Source organism: Mesorhizobium sp. CNPSo 4689, from assembly GCF_057784325.1.
Window position 1 is genome coordinate 1 of the sequence record NZ_JBWLUZ010000057.1, and the last position, 17,759, is coordinate 17,759.

Genomic DNA, 17,759 nt, shown 5'->3' on the forward strand with positions numbered 1-17,759 from the left:
ACCCAACCCCCCCAGCGGACGCGCCGGCACCGCCGTTGCGCCGCGGCTGGGGGCGATGTGGAAAAATCGCTTTGTCAGGCCGTGATGGCATTGGCCCGCCGGCGCATTTCGCGGGCTGAAGCTGTTGGACGGAACTCGCGCCTGATATTGTAATCAATCGTGCAGCGGCAAATGCGGCCAAAATCATCAAAACCGCTGTGATGTTCAGAAAGATCGACGACGCAAGAACGGTGCCGCCATAGTCGTAGCAACTGGCGAATTGCATGGCACTTTCCCCTTCAAAACCCACCTGATCCAGCGGCCCCAAACCGCCCTCATGCCTAACTATGATCCATACCAGCCGCGGGCGCTGCCACAGGCGGGCGCCAGGGCGCTTGAGGCGCTTCGCCGGTGTAGGGACAGCGACCAGCACAGCGCGCTCCGGCGGGGGCCATCCGAAGTTGCCACATCAAGGAACGCAACGCGGAACCAAGGCGTTGAAGAAGCGATGTTAATCAACGTGGGGGCTGTGGATGAGCTCTCTTCGTGAAAAGCCTAGCCTAGCGTTCCATGCAGAAGCGGAACGCCACGCCCGCCTCGAAAAGAACGCCCGTCTGAGGGAATTGCGATCTCATGCGTCTTGGCTGGTGTTCGATCCGCATGCTCCGTTTCACGATGAGATCGATTGCTCGGCTATTTTTGAAAGGGAATGCGTCCGCCAAGGCGTCCAAGGGCAATAGCGTGCGGCTGACACTGCCCCACAATGGGTCATTTGCCTTGGCATCAGAATTGCAATGTCAGCAATGCCGGGTGTTGGGCCCGGCAATTGGGGCGGCTGGGGGGCCTCGCCGCTTCGCAAATGGAGCGGCGAGGCTTTTTCTGTGCTGAATTTGGTGCCAGCCCTAGCCAAGGCGCTGGCCTGCGCCGCTGGCACCAGAATTGCTGCGTTAGCAACGCCGAGCGTTGGGGCTCGGCAATCAGGAGTGAGTGGGGGTCCCGCCGCTTCGCAAATGGAGCGGCGGGGCTTTCTGCTCTGCGGGCTGTTTTAGCAACCCTGCAACAAAAGCCAGGGCGGACCGTTTGCAATTTGCCAGATACCACACTCTGGCTACCTCAGACCCTCCCGTTGGCTCCGGCCGGCGGGCTTTTCGGGGAGACGAAGCCGCTCTGCAATGGAACGCAAACTGAAGCTGCAGCGTTCAGTGTCTCGGCCTGACACGTCAGCCAGCGGATTTCGGAAACAGCAAATGAAAAAGGTCTATGAAAAGCCCACGCTTGTGAAGCGCGAGAAGCTCACCGAGATGACCGCTCAAATCGTCGTTTCGGGGGTGACCATCTTCTCGGCGATCGACCATCGTGATGGGGGCTCGGCGGGCTGATGAGGCCTTGCGGCGCTTCGCGGCAGGGCCAACTCACTTTTCGTCTTTATAGGATTTGGCGGCCTCATCGATCTTTCGCCAATCGTTGCCGTGTCGACGCACAAGCTCTCTTGCCTGGTTCGGCGAGACGTCATGCGTTTCGACAATGTGGCTCACTTCCGCCTCCTCGCCTTTTAGCGGGCGCGTGCGTGGCTTCTTGGGCGGCCGAGCCGCGTGATCTCGTCTTGGCACGAACACTCTCTCCGGCTTTGGGTTAACAACCGGCCAGCATTAGAAAGGTTTCATGTACAGAGACGAGCCATTGTCTCGCCGGTAGCGCCAGCGCCATGATCGCGATAGCTGGGCGGGGAGATGGGTTGTGGTATCGTCGGCGAAAGGCCTGACACCCTCTGCAGTGTTAACCACGTTGCTATGTTGGGTCGAACCCGCGGTGTGTCGTTGCCGTTGCGGACCATGGAAGATCACAAAGCGAGATTCCGCTATCGCCCCGAACCGTCGGGTACTTGGAGGGAGCACCTCCTTATCGGTAGGACCTGGCAGCGCGCCAAGGTGGCCTGCGACCGGCTGAGGCGCGTCTACGACAAAAGGCTGAAGGCTCGATCGCAGGGCAGGAAGGGAAAGCCCCCAGCCGATCCGGTAGACCGTGTCGACGATCTCATTTCATCTATCCGAAAGAGCCGCAGCTAGCCGTAACCGACGCGGATCGCTCATGGAAGATGGCCGGCGCCCATTGGGCGGGGGGCTTTGGGGTAAAAGGCGCCGGCCAGGCGGGCAATCAAGTCCGCCGCCTGGGCAAGCTAGCACATGGGCCGCCAGGACGTATGGCGTGATCGCGGAAGTCGACCATGTCGCGCTGCTTGTAGCCAGACGGCGCCGACGAACATTAGAGCGGTGATGTAGACGCCGACGAAGTTCACCAGGCCCATTCTCACCCCTTGGAATAGTTTCGCGACCTGTATCGCAAACCAGATGAAGGGCATCAACGGAACGGATGTGCGGCGATCCGGTTTCAGAATTGGAGGAAACTGGACATGCAAAACAAAATCAAAGATCCGCCACCGAAGCCCGACCCGAAGAAAAAGACACCTGTTCGTCCTGACAAGGAAGCGTCGCCAGAGCCTGAACATGTCGACCCGCCACCGCGAGATGTACGAGAGGCACCGGCGCCAAATCCAAACGGCGATAAGAAGTCCTGACCTCGGCATCCCCTAGGCGACTCAGTTTGCCAAAAAGGAAATTGCCCAGACATTTGACAGGGAAGGGAGGTTTTCAGCTAAGTCCTTGAGAGATCTGGTACGCCCAAGGGGAATCGAACCCCTGTTACCGCCGTGAAAGGGCTGCTAAACCGCCCAATGCCGTCTAGCTCAATTCTCTGAACCCCTTGCGCTATAAGGATTTTTGCCCAGTTGCGTTTATGCTTGTCCAATATAGTCCATGCCTGTATATTGGACAAATTGTTGGACACGACAGGGGCAGGCAATGGCAAAGAGAGTTCGTGACGCAACGCTCGACAGCAAGGAAGCACGGGCGAAACTGAAGGCGCGCGGCAAGCCGTATTACAAGAGCATCGGGCCAGGACTTCATGTCGGCTATCGCAAGGGCAAAGAGGCCGGGCGGTGGGTCGTTCGTATGTATGTCGGCGATCAGAACTACCGCGTCGAGACGATCGCGGATGCTGACGACAAACTCGACGCAAATGGTGAAACCCTGCTTACCTTTTGGCAGGCTCAGGAGAAGGCCAGGGATCTTCACAAGCGGCTGTCAGGCGACACCGGCGAGGTCTCCGGCGCCTATACCGTCAAAGAGGCCATAGATGATTATCTGCTTTGGATGGAGGGCAACCGGAAATCCTCCAAAGATGCACGATGGCGCGCCGAAGCGCTGATCCTGCCCGAACTCGGCAGCGTCGATGTTTCCAAGCTCACCGCGAAACAGGTCAGGAAGTGGCATAGCAAGGTTGCCACCACGGCTCCCCGCCTTCGCACCAAGGCCGATGCCGAACAGCGCTTCAAGGAGCTGGGGACAGACGCGGAATCGATCCGGCAGCGCCGCGCTACCGCAAACCGCGTCCTGACCATCCTAAAGGCCGCCCTGAACTATGCTTGGCGCGAGGGCAAGGTCACATCGGATAAGGAATGGCGCCGCGTCGAACCGTTCGAAGATGTCGAGAGCGCTCGTGTTCGCTATCTGACGATCGCCGAAGCGCAAAGGCTGGTGAACGCGTCGAGCGGCAGTTTCAGGGATCTTGTCCAGGCGGCTCTTCAAACTGGCGCCCGCTACAGTGAACTTGCGCGACTGAGGGTCGAAAATTTCAACGCCGATGTCGGCACCCTGACCATTCGAGAGAGCAAATCGGGCAAGGCGCGACACGTCGTCCTGACCGACGAGGGCAGCGAACTTTTCGCGCAACTCGCAACAGGAAAGCATCGCGGCCAATTGCTGTTGACGGCGCCGGCTGGCGGCACCTGGGAGAAGTCTCACCAGTTCCGGCCGATGATCGAAGCTTGCAAGAACGCCAAGATTGTTCCGGCCATCGGCTTCCACGGTTTACGCCACACATGGGCAAGCCTGTCTGTCATGAACGGCATGCCGCTGATGGTCGTAGCAAAGAACCTTGGCCACACCGACACCAGGATGGTGGAAAAACACTATGGTCATCTGTCGCCATCCTATGTCGCCGATGCTGTGAGGGCAGGGGCGCCGCGTTTCGGCACGGTTCCTAGCAACAATGTTGTCGAGATCGGGAGCCGGTGAGATGCAAAGCGTAGAAGAATATCTAAGGGGTTTCATCGCGGATCAGTTGTCGGGCTACCAGGACACACTTGATCGGATTCGGGCACAAGGCGGTGACGGGCTGACATCGGAATTGCGTAGGCTGATCAACGTGAAACCACCCAAACAGTCAACCGGACCGAAATGGGAGATGTGGCTCCTAGGCCGGAAGCTTCGCGAGATCACCAGCTTGCCGGATGTCGCCCTGCGGCTGCAGAAGATAAGAGATCGTCTTGACGACGGCGACCTAATCGCGGCGCATGAGAAGCTTCGGCAATTCGAGGAGTTGCGATCGTTCGCTGAAGGGCATTCCTATAAGCGACCGTTTCGGCGCGGAGAAGACAACATCACGGAATTTGAAAACGGTCGCGCTGCTCATAATGGTAGCGACGAGCATAACATTCGCAGGTGGAAACGCCAGTGTAAGGAGTTCGACCAAGCTTTTTCACTTGGCAAGACCATCGGTGAGGCTGAACTTGATGCTGCTAGTGTCTGCAAAGTCGGCGTAAGAACTATTCGACGGGCGAGAGCGAAGCGCGACGCAGGAGAACTCGAGCAAAAATAATTTTTGGAAGGATTTGGACAGCAGCTAAGCTGTCCATTCTGAAGCCGTCCACAGTTGGCCATCCTCAACTAAGGAGGTCCGACATGGACACTGCAGCATACACAATTCCTGAATTTTGCTTCGCTCATCGCATTTCGAGGGCGACGTTCTACAACCTCATGAAGGCCGGGCTTGGCCCTCGCACAATGCAGGTCGGTGGCCGAGTGCTGATCAGCAAAGAGGCCGGCGGCGACTGGCGTAAGGCCAGGGAAGATGCTGCCCGTCACCCGGTGGCAGCATGATGCGCGCGCTTCCGATCTGCGCTACGGCAGCAAGCCATCGCCGTGATTGTCGTCCTGGCTCTCGGGTGGTGGTTGCCATGAGCGCCGACACCGCGCTTCCCGTAGGCGGCACTACGGGCCTTTGCCATGAAAGCACGTCGGCCATCGATGAGGCCGCGCGATTCCTCGCCATCACGCCACCGGGCGATCGGCCGCGACCGCTGGTGCCAGGACTTCGGGCGATGTTCGGCCTTAGTGCCTTGGAAACGTGCCAGGCGATTCGCCAATCGCACGAGATCAGGGGGGCAGGCCATGCCGGCCCCTGAAACGCGAGCCGCCGTCCTGGTGACACAGGACAGCGGCGGCAAATCTGGAAAACAGGGCAACGTTTCCAAGCCGAAGGATAGGTCATCGAAATGGCTGCCGCAACAAAAATGGGCCGCGGAAAATCCGTTGGCGAAGTGGGCCCACGCAGCGACGGCAAGCGCTGTCCGACGCGGGCTTCTCGTCGTCGGACCGTGCGAGATATGCGGATCGACTGAGAACGTCGATCTACATCACCCCCGGCATGATCGACCACTCGAGACCGTCGCCTTATGTCGCCGACATCATCGCCAACTTCATGCCAAACTTCGGCAGGACGGCGGCGCCGATGTCCAAACCTAACCGCAAGCGCCCGTGGCAAAAGACGCTGGCGGAGATGTCGAAATATGACTGGTTGATCGCCGTCAACCACAACCAAAAGCATGGACGGAGACCGCGCGATCTACGCGTTGCCATTGCCCTGATGACGCTCGCCGATGCGGAAACATGCCTTGCCTGGCCAACGCAGGAATCGTTGGCCGAATTAAGCGGTTTCGCCGATACGCGGCAGGTCCGCGCGGCCTTGGCATCTCTCAAAGGGACTGGCGCTATTGAGAAAAAAAAGGTGTCCGAACTTTCAGAGGAAAGCAATGGAAGGCTGGACGTAAAGCGCAAAAGTCGAGGCGTCGCGTACAAGTTGAAGCTCTTTTGGGCCTACGAGATCCTGGAACTTGCGATGAGCCCGGCAACGAAGCGCCCCGAGCCGGCTCGATTGGCCTCCAGCGACAAGAAGGGAAAGCGGACTGAGAAAGACCGGTCGCAGCCAAAGTCAAACCGGACTGAGTTAGTCCGCCAAAACCGGACCAACATAGACCGGTCTCAACCGGACCAACATAGACCGCCTAATACTTTAGAGGACACTAAGGACACTGAAAGAGGCTCCGAGAGAACGGTAAGCTTGGTGTCTGCGCGCGAGGCTTCCGCCTATGCCCTTGCATCAGGGAGGGAAGGCTGATGCGCCACAACAACCATCGCCACCTGCTCAACCTCGCTGGCCTTGCGTCTGGCCATTCTCCGCAAGAGTCGGGCGCGCAACATCGCGAACTGCGCGGCTCGATGACGATCGATGGACTTTCCGCTGTGCAGGTCACCAGGAAGGAAAATCAACATACTTTCCAACGGCACAAGTCGCCGTTTGTTCCGGTCGGCTCTGCCATCCTCACCGCATTGAGCATCGGCTTCGTTCTGGCCGTGGTTTTCGGGATCGCGTGATGGCTCGCGGGCGACGTCCGATCGGTACGCCGGAAGAGCGAGAAGAGCGTAAGCGCAGGCTCGGCCAACAGCGCGGTGCTCGGCGCAAAGAGCGTGAAGCGAGAGGCGGGATCGTTCTTCCGCTCGAAATAGATCACGTGCTCGTCGGCCTAATGCTTGAGGCCGGCGCTGTCGATGAGGCCGGCAGCCGCAACCGCAAGCGCCTTGCGAGTGCGATCATTCGAACGGCCACTAACGCGTTATCCGCTGCAGTTGCTTCCGGGCGTAAATTCTCAGTCGAACAGGAGGAGCAACATGCTCGCAAGGACACCAAAGGCCACCGAAATGGACTTCGCCAACATTCTGAAGATCCCGCCGAAGCCGGCAGCGATAGCCGAGGCCGAAAGGAAATGGCGCGAAGCAGCGGCAGAGCTTGAGGCTGCAAGGGCCAAGCACCGGGAGCTTCACCGCTTGTACTTCGGTCAGGTGCCGGGCCAGCCGCCTAAGGTCAAGGCAGTCGAGGTGGATGAGGCCGGCGCAGAGATCGAATCTTTCCAGGCAAAGGAAGCCGAAGCACAACGGGCGCTTGAAGCCCATCGCGCTGCCTTCGATGACCAGGTGGCGAACCTCAAAGAGCCGATCGAGGCCTATCGCAACGCGATCGCCGCGAAGATCGATGACCTCGAAGACTTCATCACGCTCGGCAGCCAGTTCTATGCCGCTTCGATCGAAGCTCGTGTGAAGCTTCCATCCAAGCTGCCCGGCAGGTGCCAGGGCATGTTGCAGCACGGCGTCGCGATGACGCGGAAGATTCTGAACGGGGCTGATTGAGCCAAAAGGAGATCGAAAATGTACCTGACCAGAGACATGTCCAGCATGGGGAAGATGCAGCGACCCGCAGCCGCGAAGACTGCGGCGCCGTTGAAGCCGGTGTATCTCACAAGCGTCCGGCCAAAGCCTAAGCCCGTTCAGGTCGTCCGCCTCTATGACCCGAAGAAGAAGGCAGACGATTTGTACTGGATCAGGCGGCTGGAGAGGGCTGGCTTGAATGAGCACAACAGCAAGGCCGTAGCGCTCATGAAGTCGAACTATCAGCGCCGCTACGGCCAGCGGGTCTGAACGCTCCCAGGCGACAATGGAAGCACTGACGGTTGAAGCGCTGATGGCTGATCTCGACACCCACATTGCAGGCGAGCTTTCCGTGCTGCAGGCGCGCGGCGCCGATCGTCACCAGATCGAGTTGCGGCACAAGGAACTGTGCGACTGGGCAATGAACCAGTGCGCGCAGGCCGAGCTAGCCCGGCCGATCGATTTCTATCCCGTCCCGCTCACGGACGAGATGGCGACAGTGCGCGCGATGTGGGCGTATCTGCTCCCTGAAGTCACCACGGCCATCAAGGCTGGCATGACCGTCGAATACATTGCGGTGGTCCGCGCCGAAGACGGCGCCACCGTGCTTATGTATGTCGATTTCGCCGAACCAGAAGACCCGATGATTTGGGCCTCGTCGGACTTCTACAAGCATTTCGATCCAGAGACATGGGCCGATGCCCTGGAGAGCATCGCGGTCGACTACAACGCAGGGATCGAGGTCGCGGATTATTACCCGCAAGCGATTGCCGATGCTCTTGAACCTCCAGGACCGTGGCGGAGAGTGTTCTGATGACAACACCCAGGGGGGCGGGGAGGGTCAAAACTATTTTCCGACCAAACCCGCGACCGGTCCCGGCCCTTCACACGTTGGAAATTGAGGAAATCATTCACGAGATGAAAAAATAATATGGCCAAAAACCTAAAACTGGTAGCCGTCAACACCCCTTCGACCGTGAGCCCACCCAGGCGGCTCGGGGAGCATGGCCTGCGTCTCTGGCAATCGGTCAACGAGCAGTACGGTATCGATGATGCCGCCGGCATCGAGTTCCTGGTCACTGCCTGCCAGGCTCTCGACCGGGCCGAAGCGCTGATGGCTCAGATCGATGCGGACGGCGCCGTTCTGCGCGTCAAAGGTGGTGGCCTCAAAGACCACCCGGCCCTCAAACATGAAATCGCGGCGAGGTCGTTGTGCATCCGCACGTTGGCCAGGTTGGGCCTGGATCTGGAGCCGCTTCGCAGCGGCCCTGGCCGTCCGCCGGGCATGTGAGGCTGACAAACAATGGCGACCAAAAGACAGCCTCTTCGGCGCCGTCAAATCGGCAGCGAAGCCAAATATCAGGCTTGGTCCGAGACCTTCACGAGCGGTTACGATTTTTTCGGCGATTTGGCGCCGTTCGGCCTGGTGGATGATCGAGATATTCAGGCTGCGGCGAAGGAAGCTTGGACGCGTCTTGGCGCGCGTTTCTTGAATTCGTGGCAACCGACAGACATCCGCGAAACGCCTTGGGCACTGCAAGAATTCGGAGCACCGTAATGCCTGCAAAGCGGAGACCATTAAATCGCGCTTCTAAGCACCGGATCACGCCTCAGGCGATCGAGGCATACAAGGCGCGGGATTATCTGGCCCTGCATCGCGCATTGGGCCTGTATCCTTGGGAGATGAGCCCTCTTCCTGACGATCCTCTCGGATGCGATCCCGATTGGATCATGCCGGAGCGCACCAACAACCTATTCGAGTTGTCGTTTCCGCAGGCTCTTGAGTTGCAGCGGCAACTGGAGGCGGCTTGCAAATGAGAAAGGCAAAGGGCTGATGGCGACAAAGCGCACACCACTTCGCCGCGACATCAAGCTCAGAGTTACTCCCGCCGCGATCGAAGCGTTCAGGGCCGGTGACCACAAGGCGCTGAATAGGGCCTTGGGAATCAAGTTGTGGGAGCCAAGCCCATTGGGCGTGGACGGTCCCGAGCCGCCCGAATGGGCGAAGAATGACGGCACTGGCTGGACGGCAGCATGGCCGAAGATTTGGGAGATCCGGCAAGCGCTAGAGGCGGCAATCAGAGAAAGGCAAGGCTGATGGCCAGGAGCTTCGGCCGACGCGAAGGCCGATGGTCGCACGCGTCAATGGGCGCTGCCTCTGGTGGCAGGCTCAATGCTTGTAGCCGGTCGGCAGTTCGTTCACTGCCAAGCGGTACCTGTGTCCCACTGCCGCCGTATATCGGCCTTCGTTCGCTAAGTTGTCCCATACGAAGAACGCGGCCACTGCGGCGAGGATCAATAGAACCATTCGCATCGGAAAACCTCCCTCAGAGTTCCCGACAAGCGGCTTGCATGATGATCCCGCTTCAGGTGAAATACAAGCTGCCGCTAATACACGATGACGCGAGTGAGAGCCGAATGAGTTTCTTGCGCCCCAGAGCAAAGCCCAAGAAGGCCTATCCGAACAGCGATCGCTTTGGAGAGGACGGACGGCGCCTCTATAGCGCCCATGACGCCGCCAGGACCGCGAAGGCTGCCAAGGCCGCGAAGTTTGCCAAGGCTATCGATGCTGCCCATGCTGAGGCTACCAAGGGGAACAAGCCGATACTCCGCGTCAAACGGCGGCGCCGGTCATTGCTCATAGGTGGTGCCTCACTGGCAGCTGTTTTTGGCCTTTTGATGTACTTGATAAGCGCGGGCTAAACCCGGCGCCGCGAGCCACAGGCGGGCGTCAGGACGCGCGGGGTACCTCGGTGGGCTTCCCCCTGTGCGCTTTTTACAAAAGGAGCTGACCCGCTTCATGCGACCGCCCTTCGGTCCGTCAACACGTAAGACGTCGGGCAAGGCGACTAGGGGTTCAGGGCAGCGGGATCGGCTTGTCGCTGAGTGTGCGCAAGTATGCGATCAGGTCGACCCGTTCGGTCTCGTCCGGAACACCAGGCGTCTCCATGTAAACGCCCGGAGTAGTGAGCATGGGCCCGAAGAGATATCTGTTCAGATCCTCGTACGTCCACACGCCTTCCCAGCCGAGCAAAGCGTCGGAGTAATGCATTTTTGCCACAGACGCCTTGTCGCGGCCGACGACGCTCCACAGGTTGGGTCCCGCTTTGATCGCTCCCTGTGGCGCGGCATTGTGGCAACTGGCACACACGCTGGTGAAGTAGGTTCGGCCTTTCTCGACATCGGCAGCAGCCAACTTCATCGAGATCGGAGCTGGTGTTGGCAAGACGACGCCGTGCGAGATGAGATAGTCAGCGACTTCGCGTTGCCTCTTGAATTTTGCCAGATGGAGCGGCGTCTTGCCGTCCTTTGTCTTCGCATTCACGTCCGCGCCGGCCTCGACAAGTGCCTTCACGCAGTCGAAACAACCGAGATTGACCGCGATGTGGATAGCGTTTTCGCGGCTGCGCTTCGAATTTGGATTTGCGCCCCCGTCCAGCAACAGATTGATCAAATCGATCCTGCGTTTTGCCAAAGCCGGCATGAGGGCAGGACCCAAAGCCGGCGTTGGGGCGGCGTTGACGTCGGCACCGCGTTCAATGAGCAGTTTTGCCGCCGCAAAATGCCCGCCCCTGACCGCAAGATAGAGTGGTGTCGCTTGCCCATCGCTCTCATCAACGCCGGCACCTGCGTCGAGCGCTGCCGTAATCGCCGCGACATCACCCTCTTTCGCGGCGTCGTGAATGGCGGCGGCGTGAGATACAATCGGGATGTGTACAAGCAGTAGCGGAATGAAAAGCAAGAACCCGCGCATTTCGGCACCCCTATGAAACCGGAGGACTCGGCACGCTTCGAGAAGGCGCGGAGCTTAGTGCGAATGCTTAATCGCGGCAATGTATTTCAGTAACTGCTAACGGAAGGGAAACAACTCTGCGATATTGAATCAAATTCGATGTTGCGGGGCGTTCCATGCGGAAGCGTGCCGGCGGGGACCGGTTGGAGTTCATCGAGCCGCTGATGCCTACCCTCGTGGACAAGCCTCCCGAGGGCGATGGCTGGATTCACGAAGTCAAGTTCGACGGCTACCGCTCCCAGATCGTCAGGGATGCCGAAGGCGTGCGCATCTTCACCCGGCGCGGGCTGGACTGGACAACGAAGTACCGCGACCTCTACGCGGTGATGGCGTCGTTCGCGCTGCTGTGAACCGCCCTACCGATCAACGATAATGAATCGCGGGCAGCCGTCCACGGAATAACTTGGCGTAGTAAACACGCCGAGTCCCGTGAAATAGTGGCACGTGGATGCACCAGTTGGGCTCTTCTCCTCATGAAAGAGAACGCCGCTCGACGTCGCGAGCAGCGCGACAATGAAAAGAAGGATCAGCAGGCACAGACCGGCGAGCACTATCCTCATTTTTAATCCTCAACTGGCCGATGCCGAACGCTAGGCTCGTGACGAGCAAGCGGCAAGCCGGGAGCCTTGAGGCAATACCGCTCAGGCCGGAAGAATCCTAAACCCAGCCAGGAATTTGTTTTCTGCAGAATAGACAAGCGCCATGAGGCATGCGGCAAAGATGCACATCGCTATGACCAGCACTAGCCGTTCAAACTGAACGGACTTGACCCGCCTTTCGCCGTCGCCTGCCACAAAGTCTGATAGAAACTTTCCAACAGACGAGCCGATTTCATGCCCGCACCTGGGGCATTTCTGGGTACTTGAACTTATTACGAACGTGCATTCTGCACAGTTCACCAGCATCGGCCATCGCCCCCCTGCCGAGTGGAAAGTAGCACATGCGATTACGTGCGACAGGGAAATGGTGCCAGATGGTTAGCGCTAGCCAGTCGGCGGCGTAAGGACAGCTGCCAGCGGAAAAGCGCGCTGGTAGACTTCCCTGTGGCGGTTGCATCAAAATGATCGGCACAGCGCACTAGAAAGCACATGTGGGTAACCGTTGATTCAACCAATGCTAGTTCACACCCTCGATTTTCGCCAACCTGCAGCGCGCGCCGCGGCCTCAGAGCAAAACCAACGTTCGCCCTCCAACAGGCTGATACGAGTCCGCCAGTAATATTCTTGGCCGGGAACGTGATAGATGCGCTCGCCGGTGTTGTAGCTGATGTTGCCTTTGATGTTGCAGCCCACGAGAGGCGGGCCAACTTCGAGAGCCAGCAAGCCGGCGAGAATTCCGCCTGCCGCTATGGAAAACAACCATGACCAATTGCGGGATCTGCGGCGCCGTTTACCGGCGGCGCGCTTTCGCCAACGGTCAGCCTGGTTGGCACCTTGATGACGCTGGACTTTGCCCACGCCCCTCTCTCCCCGAAGGGAGAATGCTTCCAACTCACGGAAGAGTCCAGAAGCCTAGCCGGCCAGCGTCACAAGCTAGCCGAGCGCCCCGGCACCGAATTTGCGACTGCATCATCACATCAAGAAGAGGAGGTCAAATGATGCGTCAAGATGGAACAACAGCGCGGAAAGCAGCAACACGGTACGTGCCGGAATGGCGTTTCAACAAGAGAACGTTTGAGCTTCCGTACCTCATGAAGCTCGGCAACATCGGCCGCCAGGAAGCGCTGGCTTTGATCGCTAGGCATAGTGGGGACAGAGACCAAATCACTGCCGAGCTGTTTTCGCGGAGAGGTCGATCACAATAGCGGCCCGGCGACCGTAGCAGGGTAGGCCAAGGCAGCCGAGCCTAACCGACGGGGCTCAGTGGCGGCGCCGGCTGGGGTCGAATTATAGGCCTCTTCATGCATCATTGCTAATTTAGTAAAATGCGCCATGTTTTCGGCCATCGAACAGACCGGCCCTGAGTTGAATCCGTGCGGAAGCGAGTGAGTGCTGGCATTGGCCGGCTGGAATTTATCGAGCCTCTGATGCCTACCCTCGTGGACAAGCCTCCCGAGGGCGATGGCTGGATTCACGAGGTCAAGTTCGACGGCTACCGCTCCCAGATCGTCAGGGATGCGGACGGCGTGAGGATCTTCACCCGCCGCGGCCTGGACTGGACGTCGAAGTACCGCGACCTAGCCGCCGCGGCGGCCTCGCTGGAGGTGGAAAGCGCCATCATCGACGGGGAGATCATCGTGCTCAATGATGCCGGCCTGTCTGACTTCGGCGAGTTGCGCAAAGCCATCACACGACGGCAACACGACCTCTATTTCGTTGCCTTCGATCTCCTCCACCTAAACGGCCACGATCTGCGCGACATGCCCTTAGAGGACCGCCGCGAGATCCTGGCCGAGATGATCCCGGAAGGTGCACGAATTCAGTTCAGCCAAGCCCTGCCGGGCGATGCCAAGGCGATTTTCCATCTCGTCGATCAGGCCGGGCTCGAAGGCATGGTTTCGAAACGGAAGGACAGCAAATACCGCTCCGGCAACTCGACCGCCTGGTTGAAGACGAAAGCTTACAGCATTGACGAATACGAGTTGCTGGGCGTCGAGCGCGAGGCCGGCAAGCCCGCATTCGCCCTGATGGCCGAGCGCGGCACCGGCCGCTATATCGGATCGGCTTTCATCACCTTGAATCGCGAGATGCGGGAACGCCTCTGGCAGCGCGTCCAGGTACATGCAGGGCCGCCGCCGATGGGCATGAGGCGGCCGGCCACGCAATGGGTCAAGCCGGGCCTTATCGGCCGCGTGAAGCATCTGCGCGGCGAGGACGACCTACGTCATGCATCGCTGCAGGATTTCCGGGAGGAAAACTGACAGCTCACTTATTTCGGTTGCGCCTTAACTGGCCGCGGCCGTTGACGCCATTGCATGACCTGCAAGTAGGCCGCCGCCGCCGCGTCGCATTGATGGCGAGATGGACCGTTGGATCGCAGGATGACTTCGGCCATGCGCCTTGGAATGCCGTGCTTCTCTGCAAAGAAATCGACCTCATACGGACACCGGTCCGAGTCGGGATCGCTGCTGCTCAATCTCTTGCCCAACAATGCTCCTCCGCCTTTGCCTGGGATCAGGTAGAACGAAGTCGGCTATCATTGGTTTCGGCCGGCGCCGTGGATTTCCTCCAAGCGGAACTTAATGCCACTCGCCAGCTTATGGCGAGATGAGCACACGTGCCGTCAAACTCCTGCACAAATGGATTTCCAACAATGTCCCGGAGACCACCGGCGCCGACATCATCTCCGTCGCTGAATTGACCCAAAAGCTATTTGCAGACGCCAAGGCGATCGGCATCGGCAGCGTCGAGATCGAGGAAGAGACCGGTAGCGTCTACGAGGCGATCTTCGACGCCCTAGTTCACCACGACGCAGGCTTAGTGGATTAGAACGCCTTCTGTCGCTAGGACTCGACGCGCAGCACTTGCCCGGTCGCATCGGTGACGAAGGTGCCCTTGATTTGGTCAAGCATCACCAAGGCATTGCCAAACGGATCACGAACGACGGCGCAACGGCCGATCGGGATGTCGAACGGCTTCTTGATAATCGCGCCGCCCGCTTCGACGAAGCGCTCCAGCGCGGCGTCAACACTGTCCACTAGCAGATCTACCTCGGGACCCAGATCGGTATGCAGGACAAGCTCCGTGTCCGTACCTGGCATTCCGAGCCCTGCTGCCTCGGGCGATCGCCAGAGAAGCGGATGCCCAAGGGCTTCGGAGTAGAACCCCAGAGCGGCATCCAGGTCCGCCACCTTGAGCATCACGCAATCGATCTTGTGGAACAGTGGTCCGCTCATGTTACACGATCGCTTACGCGGATTTCCGCTTTGAAGGTGCATTCTTGCCCTTGACCGCTGCGCCACCCTCGCTGGCCAGGCTCTTGCGCAGTATCTCGGCAAGGTTGACCACATTCTCTTTCGGCCTCGGCGCGGGTTTCGGCGGGGCCTTGCCCTTGCGCTTCGCGTCAATCATCGCGATCAATGCATCCTCGTACGCATCCTCGAATTTCGACGGGTCGAACTTTGTGACCTTCTTGTCGATCAGCATGCCGGCGATTTCGAGCAGTTCGGGATCGTAGTCGGTTTTCTTGATATCCTTGAAGACGCTGTCTTCCGAGACCATCTCGTTGTGAGTGCGAAGCTCAGTCATCAACATGCCTTTCTCAAAAGGCTGGATGAGCACTTCCCGGCCGCGCTGGTAGAGCACGACGCACGACCGGGCCGCCACCTTCTTTGTTTCCATTGCCTTGCGGATGACCTCAAACGCCTCGGCAGCGGCACCGTCCGCGGGGATCAGATAATAAGGCTTTTCGAGGTAGCGCGTGTCGACCTCGCTCACGGGGACGAACTCGCCAATTTCGAGCGTGTGTTCGGACGTCAGCTTGAGCTTTTTGATTTCGTCCGGCTCGATGTGAATGAAATTGTCCTTGTCGATTTCGAAGCCCTTCACCTGGTCCTCGGCATCGACGGTTTCTTCCGTCTCTTCATCTATATACGCGCTCTTGACCGGCAAGCCGTCCTTGCGGTTCAGAATCTTGAAATGAATCTTCGAAGACTCGCTCGTTGCACCGACGATCTTGACGCCGCATGCGACGGAACCGACCTTCAAAAAGCCTTTCCAGATAGCACGTGGCGCAACCATGTCATTCCCCATGTTGATGAGCATGGAACGGACGCCAGCACGGATTGTTCCGACGGGCTGGCAACGCTTGCCACTGGCCTCGGGATTGGGGAGGTGCCAAACGATTTTTGCGCGTTACATTTGGCTGCTGGATTCAGCAAGGATAACGAATGGCCGTTGTTAAAAAGGACCAAGAGTGCCTTACATACGCTTGGCTCTACGGTTCGGAGGCTCGCAAGGACGGCAAGGAGCGTGTCGTTCCGCGGTATTGGGATGAATACGCCGGCGCATGGTTGCAAGGGTTTGATGGCGAGCCCAACGCCGCCGCCAAACCCAAGCCTGTCAGTGAACAATTGGAAGCGGAACTTGACGAAGCTGGGGTCAGCAAACCCTGAAGTCGCGGCTGATCGATCACAGGAAGCGCTCGCCCTCGCTGCGGTGCTCAAAGCAGAACCAGTGCGACGACTGCCGCGGCCGGGCGAAGCCCCAGCCGGCGTCTCTGCCGCAGCCGGCATGCTCGCAAGCATGGCCGACGATCGCGCCGCGCTCACGGGGCGGCAGGGGTTCGGGAAGGCGTGTCGGTTCGTCGCTCATGCCGAATAGATTCCACAAGCGGCCTTGACGTTCAAGGAATTTGTTCCTTTTCTGTTCTCATGGCGCACGATCCGATCGACACGCTGGGAAAGGCGACCCGGCACAACATGCTCGTCAAGGCGGAATGCAGTTGCGGTAATGTCCGCTACTGCCGATCGGCCGACCTGATGATGGTCTATGGCGGCGGCGTCGACCCGCTTGCGCTGAAGTTCGATTGCAGCCGATGCAAACCCCAAATCAAGATTACACTACTGGAGGTGCATCCCGAGCACCTGCCGAAGCGATTAATGATCCACAAGCCAATGAAGGTCGACGGCAAGATCGTCTGGCACACCGAACGGTTTCGCGGATGACGGGCAGCCGGCGATGACCATGAAATATCCCTTTGTCGAGGACACGCTCGGCAAGAAAGTCGCGATCGGTTCGGGCCTATCGGTGGATTGCATGACGTGCCGCCATAGTGCCGTGCTCGACGTGCCGGCGCTGGCGCGGCGCCTGGGCGATGACCACGGCTGCACGCACTGGGATCTGATTAAGGTGCTCTATTGCCAGCCCTGCCGCGATGCCGGCCGGCCGGATCGAAACCTGCATTTCACAAACCGCGCCGTGACACCGGACAAGAGGGGAAAGGACTAGTCGACCAGGTCTCGCAGCGGCTTCATGCGTGTCGGCGGCCGGTATTTCTCCACCAGCCTCACCTTGTCGATGGCGACAGTCACCAGCGGTCCCAGGGCGATCGTCACGCTATCCTCGTCGATGCGAGTGACCTCGCCTGTAAGTTCGATCTGCTGGCCTCGCTTGACCTTGGAGGAGTCGTAGATGGAATGCGGGAAATTGTAGCTCGGGATCGAGACGCTAACGGTGTCCTCGTCGACCCGCCTGCGCACAGTGGCGGTGACTGCCACCAGATCTCCAATACCAATTTTTCCCGTCGCCGTGCAGACGATTTTGGGGCGAGCGCGGGCTTAGTCAAGAGGATGCTAATATATGCGAACGACGCCGGAACGAATGTTCGCCTTCCTCGTTGGAAACGCTGGTCGGAGGCCTGTACCCCTCCAATCCGACCTCGCCTTGATTGGCCCGCTGCTGTTCCCGGCAGCGGGCATTTTAGCTGAACAGCAGGTAGGCGCCTATGCCGGCCACCAGCAGTCCGCCGCGTGCCCCCACGCGACGGACCTCTGATGGAAGCGGCTACATCCCAAAGGAATCAACCGCTTGTAGTTGTATTGTGAACTGCGGGATCGCGTTAGCCTATGGTGTGATCGCGGAAAGCCCAAAGGCGCAGATCGAGGAGATCACGCCGAAGGTGAAGAAGCGCTAGCAGCGGCCCAGCGGTCGCGGGGGCTGGGGTGGGGG

28 protein-coding genes are annotated in these 17,759 nt (G+C 59.1%); 21 read left to right on the forward strand and 7 right to left on the reverse strand.

Translation table 11 applies throughout. The annotated features are described in order from the left end of the window. Window positions 1-265: hypothetical protein (locus tag AC04SI_RS31540; RefSeq protein WP_488475569.1), on the reverse strand; the 265-nt coding region annotated here is incomplete at its 3' end. Between the two features lie 961 nt (window positions 266-1,226). Here AC04SI_RS31540 and AC04SI_RS31545 point away from each other — a divergent pair. The 15 genes from AC04SI_RS31545 (at window position 1,227) to AC04SI_RS31615 (ending at window position 10,061) form a co-directional block, all read left to right on the forward strand. Beyond that, the gene (locus AC04SI_RS31545; protein ID WP_404281930.1) at window positions 1,227-1,358 is read left to right on the forward strand and encodes a hypothetical protein; all 132 of its coding nucleotides are present in this window, start codon (window positions 1,227-1,229) and stop codon (window positions 1,356-1,358) included. A gap of 1,031 nt (window positions 1,359-2,389) precedes the next feature. Next, window positions 2,390-2,554, forward strand: coding sequence for a hypothetical protein (locus AC04SI_RS31550; protein WP_404281932.1), 165 nt, complete (start codon window positions 2,390-2,392; stop codon window positions 2,552-2,554). Window positions 2,555-2,837: 283 nt separating this feature from the next. Beyond that, window positions 2,838-4,112 (forward strand): tyrosine-type recombinase/integrase, encoded by a 1,275-nt coding sequence (locus AC04SI_RS31555; RefSeq protein WP_488475570.1) that lies wholly within the window; start codon window positions 2,838-2,840, stop codon window positions 4,110-4,112. A 1-nt stretch (window position 4,113) separates the two neighbouring features. Then, the gene (locus AC04SI_RS31560; protein ID WP_488475571.1) at window positions 4,114-4,695 is read left to right on the forward strand and encodes a hypothetical protein; all 582 of its coding nucleotides are present in this window, start codon (window positions 4,114-4,116) and stop codon (window positions 4,693-4,695) included. An 83-nt stretch (window positions 4,696-4,778) separates the two neighbouring features. Beyond that, a complete protein-coding gene (locus AC04SI_RS31565; RefSeq protein ID WP_488475572.1) occupies window positions 4,779-4,976 on the forward strand; it encodes a hypothetical protein in 198 nt (65 codons plus the stop codon). 547 nt (window positions 4,977-5,523) lie between these two features. Beyond that, window positions 5,524-6,273: a hypothetical protein gene (locus AC04SI_RS31570; protein ID WP_488475573.1), complete on the forward strand. Its 750-nt coding sequence runs from the start codon at window positions 5,524-5,526 to the stop codon at window positions 6,271-6,273. Then, window positions 6,273-6,530 (forward strand): hypothetical protein, encoded by a 258-nt coding sequence (locus AC04SI_RS31575; RefSeq protein ID WP_488475574.1) that lies wholly within the window; start codon window positions 6,273-6,275, stop codon window positions 6,528-6,530. The genes AC04SI_RS31570 and AC04SI_RS31575 overlap by 1 nt, the downstream gene beginning before the upstream one ends. A 294-nt stretch (window positions 6,531-6,824) precedes the next feature. Beyond that, window positions 6,825-7,340, forward strand: coding sequence for a hypothetical protein (locus AC04SI_RS31580; RefSeq protein ID WP_488475575.1), 516 nt, complete (start codon window positions 6,825-6,827; stop codon window positions 7,338-7,340). An 18-nt stretch (window positions 7,341-7,358) separates the two neighbouring features. Beyond that, window positions 7,359-7,628, forward strand: coding sequence for a hypothetical protein (locus tag AC04SI_RS31585; protein ID WP_488475576.1), 270 nt, complete (start codon window positions 7,359-7,361; stop codon window positions 7,626-7,628). 16 nt (window positions 7,629-7,644) lie between these two features. After that, window positions 7,645-8,172, forward strand: a complete 528-nt coding sequence (locus AC04SI_RS31590) for a hypothetical protein (RefSeq protein WP_488475577.1) — start codon at window positions 7,645-7,647, stop codon at window positions 8,170-8,172. Between the two features lie 117 nt (window positions 8,173-8,289). Beyond that, window positions 8,290-8,649 carry a P27 family phage terminase small subunit gene (locus tag AC04SI_RS31595; protein ID WP_192177671.1) on the forward strand — a complete coding sequence of 120 codons (360 nt, stop codon included), beginning with the start codon at window positions 8,290-8,292 and terminating at the stop codon, window positions 8,647-8,649. Between the two features lie 12 nt (window positions 8,650-8,661). Then, complete coding sequence (locus AC04SI_RS31600) at window positions 8,662-8,916, forward strand: hypothetical protein (protein WP_488475578.1); 255 nt, start codon at window positions 8,662-8,664, stop codon at window positions 8,914-8,916. Then, window positions 8,916-9,176, forward strand: coding sequence for a hypothetical protein (locus AC04SI_RS31605; protein WP_488475579.1), 261 nt, complete (start codon window positions 8,916-8,918; stop codon window positions 9,174-9,176). Before AC04SI_RS31600 ends, AC04SI_RS31605 begins: the two co-directional genes overlap by 1 nt. A 16-nt stretch (window positions 9,177-9,192) precedes the next feature. Then, window positions 9,193-9,456, forward strand: coding sequence for a hypothetical protein (locus AC04SI_RS31610; RefSeq protein ID WP_488475580.1), 264 nt, complete (start codon window positions 9,193-9,195; stop codon window positions 9,454-9,456). Between the two features lie 254 nt (window positions 9,457-9,710). Beyond that, window positions 9,711-10,061, forward strand: coding sequence for a hypothetical protein (locus AC04SI_RS31615; protein WP_488475581.1), 351 nt, complete (start codon window positions 9,711-9,713; stop codon window positions 10,059-10,061). 154 nt (window positions 10,062-10,215) lie between these two features. On the opposite strand, the gene AC04SI_RS31620 is transcribed toward AC04SI_RS31615, so the two are convergent. Then, window positions 10,216-11,112: an ankyrin repeat domain-containing protein gene (locus tag AC04SI_RS31620; protein WP_488475582.1), complete on the reverse strand. Its 897-nt coding sequence runs from the start codon at window positions 11,110-11,112 to the stop codon at window positions 10,216-10,218. Between the two features lie 203 nt (window positions 11,113-11,315). Between AC04SI_RS31620 and AC04SI_RS31625 the strand changes: the two genes are divergently transcribed. Next, a complete protein-coding gene (locus tag AC04SI_RS31625; protein WP_488475583.1) occupies window positions 11,316-11,501 on the forward strand; it encodes an ATP-dependent DNA ligase in 186 nt (61 codons plus the stop codon). Window positions 11,502-12,272: 771 nt separating this feature from the next. Here AC04SI_RS31625 and AC04SI_RS31630 read toward each other — a convergent pair. Continuing rightward, complete coding sequence (locus tag AC04SI_RS31630; RefSeq protein ID WP_488475584.1) at window positions 12,273-12,608, reverse strand: sunset domain-containing protein; 336 nt, start codon at window positions 12,606-12,608, stop codon at window positions 12,273-12,275. A gap of 569 nt (window positions 12,609-13,177) precedes the next feature. Here AC04SI_RS31630 and AC04SI_RS31635 point away from each other — a divergent pair. Continuing rightward, window positions 13,178-14,011 carry an ATP-dependent DNA ligase gene (locus tag AC04SI_RS31635; RefSeq protein ID WP_488475585.1) on the forward strand — a complete coding sequence of 278 codons (834 nt, stop codon included), beginning with the start codon at window positions 13,178-13,180 and terminating at the stop codon, window positions 14,009-14,011. A gap of 346 nt (window positions 14,012-14,357) precedes the next feature. After that, the gene (locus AC04SI_RS31640) at window positions 14,358-14,579 is read left to right on the forward strand and encodes a DUF768 domain-containing protein (RefSeq protein WP_488475586.1); all 222 of its coding nucleotides are present in this window, start codon (window positions 14,358-14,360) and stop codon (window positions 14,577-14,579) included. A gap of 14 nt (window positions 14,580-14,593) precedes the next feature. Here AC04SI_RS31640 and AC04SI_RS31645 read toward each other — a convergent pair whose 3' ends face one another. Together AC04SI_RS31645 and ku are read right to left on the reverse strand one after the other, a co-directional pair. Then, on the reverse strand, window positions 14,594-14,986 hold the full coding sequence (locus AC04SI_RS31645; RefSeq protein ID WP_488475587.1) for a VOC family protein: 393 nt from the start codon (window positions 14,984-14,986) through the stop codon (window positions 14,594-14,596). 13 nt (window positions 14,987-14,999) lie between these two features. Then, window positions 15,000-15,854 (reverse strand): non-homologous end joining protein Ku, encoded by an 855-nt coding sequence (gene ku / locus AC04SI_RS31650; RefSeq protein WP_488475588.1) that lies wholly within the window; start codon window positions 15,852-15,854, stop codon window positions 15,000-15,002. A 125-nt stretch (window positions 15,855-15,979) separates the two neighbouring features. Here ku and AC04SI_RS31655 point away from each other — a divergent pair, with 125 nt between their 5' ends. Further along, entirely contained in the window at window positions 15,980-16,204 is a 225-nt protein-coding gene (locus AC04SI_RS31655) for a hypothetical protein (RefSeq protein WP_488475589.1), read from the forward strand. Between the two features lie 16 nt (window positions 16,205-16,220). On the opposite strand, the gene AC04SI_RS31660 is transcribed toward AC04SI_RS31655, so the two are convergent. After that, window positions 16,221-16,403 carry a hypothetical protein gene (locus AC04SI_RS31660; protein ID WP_488475590.1) on the reverse strand — a complete coding sequence of 61 codons (183 nt, stop codon included), beginning with the start codon at window positions 16,401-16,403 and terminating at the stop codon, window positions 16,221-16,223. A gap of 59 nt (window positions 16,404-16,462) precedes the next feature. Here AC04SI_RS31660 and AC04SI_RS31665 point away from each other — a divergent pair, with 59 nt between their 5' ends. Then, window positions 16,463-16,756, forward strand: coding sequence for a hypothetical protein (locus AC04SI_RS31665; protein ID WP_488475591.1), 294 nt, complete (start codon window positions 16,463-16,465; stop codon window positions 16,754-16,756). Between the two features lie 13 nt (window positions 16,757-16,769). After that, window positions 16,770-17,039: a hypothetical protein gene (locus tag AC04SI_RS31670; protein WP_488475592.1), complete on the forward strand. Its 270-nt coding sequence runs from the start codon at window positions 16,770-16,772 to the stop codon at window positions 17,037-17,039. On the opposite strand, the gene AC04SI_RS31675 is transcribed toward AC04SI_RS31670, so the two are convergent. Further along, window positions 17,036-17,308 carry a hypothetical protein gene (locus tag AC04SI_RS31675; RefSeq protein WP_488475593.1) on the reverse strand — a complete coding sequence of 91 codons (273 nt, stop codon included), beginning with the start codon at window positions 17,306-17,308 and terminating at the stop codon, window positions 17,036-17,038. The two genes, AC04SI_RS31670 and AC04SI_RS31675, sit on opposite strands and share 4 nt — an antisense overlap. Between the last annotated feature and the right edge of the window lie 451 nt (window positions 17,309-17,759).